The sequence below is a fragment of the Parabacteroides sp. PM6-13 genome (assembly GCF_029892605.1).
In the GTDB taxonomy this organism is placed as follows: domain Bacteria; phylum Bacteroidota; class Bacteroidia; order Bacteroidales; family Tannerellaceae; genus QVMG01.
On record NZ_JARXWF010000038.1, the window covers coordinates 1 to 1,129 of the forward strand.

Here is a 1,129-nt window from a genome sequence, read left to right on the forward strand (position 1 = left end):
TATTTCCGCTGCATACGAACAGCCATGTGACCTGCCGGACAAACAAACATACCGGCATCTTTATTATAAAAAAACTTATCCTCCTCTTTGCGAGAACCGTAGCTGATAGTGGGGTTTAATTTAGAGATTAAATCTATTTCTTTTTCTTTCGTTAACTTTAGATTGTCAATACCTGAGTAGGCTGTATCTGCAATAACAGTATCTACTTTCACTCCATTCTTCTCGCTCTGTTCTATTAATGCGGCCAATTGCTCTCCGTCACTCTTCTCACCGGATGTTATTACTGCGCCGGTTATCAGCCGTTCTTGCGTTATTGCCAAGTGAGTCTTAAAACCAAAAAAAGAACTCTCTTTGCTCTTATGCCCGACACGAGCATCTGAATCAACCGATGTGGTATAGCGGTCGGCTATATCATCCAGACTTTCCCTGAGCAGGTTTAGCTTTTCTTTAATTAGAGGAATATGGGAGAGTACTTCGTTTTCTTTCAAATGATCGATCAGTCGTTGACTGTAGGAGATTTCATGTTCCAAATCGTCATCTGTATTTTTCTCAGGGAGAGATGATTCTATCTCTTCATCTATAGCGTATAAGGATTTACGCAACTCCCTGGAGCGCATCTTCAACACCTCAATAGGGCGGCAAGGGTTTGAGCGAGAGGCGGTATGGGTTGCATCGATGATCAAGGTAGTGTATGTGGCTTTAATAATACCTTTATCAATGGCTAACGAAACCGTTTTGTTTATGAGCAAATCCAATAGATCCATATCTTTCAATCGCAAACGGCGAAACTTTGTCAGGCTGCTGGGATTGATTACATCAGCTTCCGGAACCATATCCAGAAAATATTTAAAGGACATATCCACGCGCGCACGTTCCACAATATCCACATCAGAGAGATTATAGATAGTCTTCAATAACAGATATTTAAACATACAAACAGGGTCTACCGCCATACGCCCGTTGTCCAAACAATACTTATTGGCCAGCTCTTCACGTACAAAAGAGAAGTCTACCAACTCCTTCATCTTGCGCAACAGATGGTCTTTGGGGATAATCAAGTCATACAAATCAGTATAACTACTTAATAAAAGATGGCCTTGCTGAGGTAACATATTTACTTTGCTTTTAC

The 1,129-nt window shown here is 40.9% G+C and carries 1 protein-coding gene; it reads right to left on the reverse strand.

Annotated features, from left to right (window positions below; translation table 11 throughout):
• On the reverse strand, positions 1 to 1,112 hold a 1,112-nt coding region (locus M2134_RS15750; RefSeq protein ID WP_280752528.1), incomplete at its 3' end, for a transposase.
• Positions 1,113 to 1,129 lie beyond the last annotated feature (17 nt).